The organism is Cellulomonas massiliensis JC225 (assembly GCF_000312005.1).
GTDB lineage: Bacteria > Actinomycetota > Actinomycetes > Actinomycetales > Cellulomonadaceae > Cellulomonas > Cellulomonas massiliensis.
In genome coordinates this window covers 1,315,577-1,319,659 of sequence record NZ_HE978588.1, presented here as the reverse complement: position 1 = coordinate 1,319,659, position 4,083 = coordinate 1,315,577, and the positions used below count along the sequence as shown (strand labels likewise).

General features: G+C 76.4%; 4 protein-coding genes. 1 reads left to right on the top strand and 3 read right to left on the bottom strand.

Going from position 1 to position 4,083, the window contains the following annotated elements; genetic code table 11:
- Positions 1-139 precede the first annotated feature (139 nt).
- The gene (locus tag HGCM_RS06225; RefSeq protein WP_019135999.1) at positions 140-409 is read left to right on the top strand and encodes an HPr family phosphocarrier protein; all 270 of its coding nucleotides are present in this window, start codon (positions 140-142) and stop codon (positions 407-409) included.
- A gap of 25 nt (positions 410-434) precedes the next feature.
- Here HGCM_RS06225 and rlmB read toward each other — a convergent pair whose 3' ends face one another.
- The 3 genes from rlmB to HGCM_RS06210 form a co-directional block, all read right to left on the bottom strand.
- Complete coding sequence (gene rlmB, locus HGCM_RS06220) at positions 435-1,445, bottom strand: 23S rRNA (guanosine(2251)-2'-O)-methyltransferase RlmB (protein ID WP_019135998.1); 1,011 nt, start codon at positions 1,443-1,445, stop codon at positions 435-437.
- On the bottom strand, positions 1,445-2,878 hold the full coding sequence (cysS, locus tag HGCM_RS06215; protein WP_019135997.1) for a cysteine--tRNA ligase: 1,434 nt from the start codon (positions 2,876-2,878) through the stop codon (positions 1,445-1,447). The genes rlmB and cysS overlap by 1 nt, the downstream gene beginning before the upstream one ends.
- A gap of 25 nt (positions 2,879-2,903) precedes the next feature.
- A partial coding sequence (locus HGCM_RS06210; protein ID WP_019135996.1) for an alanine racemase occupies positions 2,904-4,083 on the bottom strand: 1,180 nt, incomplete at its 5' end.

The following is a 4,083-nucleotide window of genomic DNA, read 5'->3' as shown; positions in this document are numbered from 1 at the left end:
GCCGCGAGCTGGCCGCCGTCGCGCGGGCCCAGCCCACGGCGGCGCGCGCCCGGGCCGCCGTGCGCGCGTCCCTGCCCGTGCTCGAGGAGCTCGGGCTCTAGAGTTCCTGGTCTAGACCATCGTCGTTCTGGAGGTTCCTGTGCAGCGTTCCGTCGTCGTCGCCCTCACCGAGGGGCTCCACGCCCGCCCGGCCGCGAAGTTCGTCGCCACCGCGGCCGGCCAGCCGGCGCCCGTGACGATCGCGAAGGGCAACGGCACGCCCGTCTCGGCGGCGTCGATCCTGGGCATCATGACCCTCGGCGTCACGCGCGGCGACGAGGTCGTGCTGGCCACCAGCACCGACGACGACGACGCGGTCCGCTCGCTGGACGCCCTCGAGCAGCTCCTGCTGCAGGAGGACGTCGCCTGACCGGCGGCGGCCGGGGCGGGCAGCGTCAGGACGAGCGCTGGCGCGCCACCTCGTAGAGCGCGATCCCCGCCGCGACCGCCGCGTTGAGCGACTCGACGGCGGACGCGATCGGGATGGAGGCGATCGCGTCGCACTCCTCGCGCACGAGCCGGGAGAGGCCCTTGCCCTCGGACCCGACGACGAGCACGAGCGGGTCCGTCGCGAACGGCACCGCGGCGAGCTCGGTGTCCCCACCCCCGTCGAGGCCCACGACGAACACGCCGGCCTTCTTCCACTCCTGCAGCGTGCGGGTGAGGTTGGTGACCCGGGCGACGGGCACGCGCGCGGCGGCGCCGGCCGAGACCTTCCACGCCGAGGCGGTCACGCCCGCGGCCCGGCGCTCGGGGACGAGCACCCCGTGGGCGCCGAACGCCCCGGCGGACCGCAGCACCGCGCCGAGGTTGCGCGGGTCGGTCACGCCGTCGAGCGCGACGACCAGCGGCGGGCGGCCGCTGGCCTCGGCGAGGTCGAGCAGCTCCTCGTCGTCCGCGTACGCGTACGGCGGGACCTGGATGGCGACGCCCTGGTGCACGGCGCCGTCGGTGAGGCGGTCGAGCTCGGCGCGGCCGACCTCGAGCAGCGGGTAGCCCGCGTCCGCCGCGATCGAGACGATCTCCCGCGTGCGGTCGTCGGCCTCGAGGCGCGCGGCCAGGTAGACGGTCGCGACCGGGATGCCGGCCCGCAGCGCCTCCAGCACGGAGTTCCGGCCGGCGACGACCTCGTGCGTCGACGACGTCCGCCCGCCCTTGCCGCCCGCGGCGCTGCGCGACGCCGACGCGGCGGGGCGCCCGGAGGTGCCTGCGACGGCCGCCCGGCCGGCGCCGCGCTCCGCCGCGACCTTGCGCTTGTGCGCCGGGTGGTAGACCCGGTCCTCGGCCTTGGGGGTCGGCCCCTTGCCCTCGAGCGCCTTGCGGCTGTGGCCGCCGGTGCCCTTGACGGCCCCCTTCTTGGAGCCCACCTTGCGCGTCGCGCCGCGGCGCTGGGAGTTGCCCGCCATCAGTCGTCCTCGTTCCTGCTCGACAGAGACCATCGGGCGCCCGACGGCGCGTCCTCGACCACGACCCCCGCGGCCGCGAGCCGGTCGCGGATCGCGTCGGCCGTCGCCCAGTCGCGCGCGGCGCGGGCCTGCGCGCGGGCCTCCAGCTCGCCGGCGACGAGCCGGTCGAGCGCGGTGGCGTACCGGTCCTCCCCACGGCCCGCCCAGTGCGGGCTGCCGGGGTCGAGGCCGAGCACCGAGAGCATCGCGCGCAGGAGCACCATGTGGGTCCGCGCCGCGTCCACGTCGCCCGCGGCCAGCGCGGTGTTGCCGGCGCGCAGGTGCTCGAACACGACCGCGAGCGCGGCCGGCACGTTGAGGTCGTCGTCCATCGCGTCGGCAAACGCCGCCGGCAGCTCGGCCTTCGCGACCTCGTCGTCGTCCGCGGCCCCCGCGCGCTCGACCGTCCGCTCGACGAAGCCGGCGAGCCGGTCCCACGTCGCCTCGGCCTCCGCGAGCGTGTCCTCGGTCCACTCGAGCATCGAGCGGTACTGGACCGCCGTGAGCGCGTACCGGATGACGACGGGGCGGGTGCGCTCGAGCAGGACCTCGACGAGCAGCCCGTTGCCGAGCGACTTGCTCATCTTGACGCCGCCCTGCGTCACCCAGCCGTTGTGCAGCCAGTACTGCGCGAACCCGTAGCCGGCCGCGCGCGACTGCGCGAGCTCGTTCTCGTGGTGGGGGAACCGCAGGTCCAGGCCGCCGCCGTGGATGTCGAAGCTGTCGCCCAGGTAGCGCCGGGCCATGGCGGAGCACTCCAGGTGCCAGCCGGGGCGGCCGGCGCCGTACGGGGTGTCCCACGACGCCGTCTCCGGCTCGGCGGGCTTCGCGGCCTTCCACAGCGCGAAGTCGTGCACGTCGCGCTTCTCGCCGACCTCCGGCGCGGCGTCGGGCGCGGGCACCATGTCGTCGACCCGCTGGTTCGTCAGCTCGCCGTACTGCGGCCACGACCGCACGTCGAAGTAGACGTCGCCGGTCTCCACCGCGTACGCGTGCCCCCGCTCGACGAGCACCTCGAGGAGGTCCACCATCGCCGGCACGTGACCGGTCGCGCGCGGCTCGTACGTCGGCGGCAGCACGCCCAGGGCGTCGTACGCCGAGGCGAACGCGCGCTCGTGCGTCATGGCCCACGCCCACCACGGCTCGCCGGCGTCCGCCGCCTTGGCGAGGATCTTGTCGTCGATGTCGGTCACGTTCCGCACGAGCGTCACGCGGTGGCCCGTGCGCTGGAGCCAGCGGACGAGCACGTCGAACGCGACCGCGGAGCGCACGTGCCCCACGTGCGGCTTGCCCTGCACCGTGGCGCCGCACAGGTAGATCCCGACCTCACCTGCCACGAGGGGGACGAAGTCGCGCACCGCACGCGTGGCGGTGTCGTAGAGGCGCAGGGTCACGCGCCCAGGCTACCGGCCGGGCCGGTCAGCCGAACGCGAGCCCCTCGCCCCGGTAGGTGGGCACCGTCGCGACCCGCTGGGCGCCGCGCACGAGGTGGACCTCGGTGAACCGCTCCATGACCTCGCCGGCCTTCGCGTGCCGGAACCACACGCGGTCGCCGATGCGGACGTCCGCGCCGTGCAGGCGCAGCGGGGTCTGCACCTCGCCGGCGCCCTCGCGGGGCGTGAGGGTGGCCCCCACCGGCCACACGGGGCGGGGCTGGCGCGACGTCGTCGGCGGCCCCGACGCGATGTAGCCGCCGCCGTAGGCCGTCGCCATCCCCGGGCGGGGCACGCGCACGACGTCCAGGCCGAAGAACGCGGCGGGCCGCGGGGAGAAGGAGCGGTAGTCGTCGAAGAGGGTGGGGACGAACAGGCCCGAGCCGGCGGTCACCTCGGTCACGGCCGCCGCGCCGGCGCTCGTCTGCACCGAGCCGGAGCCGCCGGAGTTCACGAGCTCCAGCGGGTGCCCGACCGCGTCCTCGACGGCGTCGACGACCGCGACGCGGCGCTGCGCCAGGTCGGCGATCGACAGCCGCTTCACCATCCGCACCGCGGGGCTCGAGTCCGGCAGGCCCGCGACCTGCGCCTCGTAGAACATCACCCCGCGCACGCGCAGCCCCGGCCGGCGCGCCACGGCGGCCGCGAGCCGGTGCGCGTCCGCCGCGCTGTGCACGGGCGAGCGGCGCACGCCCAGGTGCGCGGTGAACGGGCCGAGGCGCAGACGCAGCGAGGCGTCCACGTCGAGGCACACGGCCAGCTCGGCGCCGTGGGAGCGCGCGGCGTGCGCGGCGAGGTCGGCCTGCGCGGTGTCGTCGACCATGAGGGTGACGCGCTCGCGCGCGACGGGGTCGGCGGCGAGCTGGTCGACGGCGCCGGTGTCGACGCTGGGGTAGCCGAGCAGCACGTCGGTCACGCCGCGCCGGGCGAGCCACGTCGCCTCGCGCACCGAGTACGCCATCACGCCGGCGAAGCCCGGGTGGGCGAGCGCGCGCTCGATGACCTCCGGCACGCGCACGGACTTGCTCGCGACGCGCACGGGCACGCCCGCCGCGCGCCGCACCAGGTCGTCGGCGTTCGCGTCGAGCGCGTCGAGGTCGACGACGACGAGCGGCGCCGGCAGCCCCGCGGTGGCGGCGTCGAGCCGCGCGCCCAGGGTGCCGGTC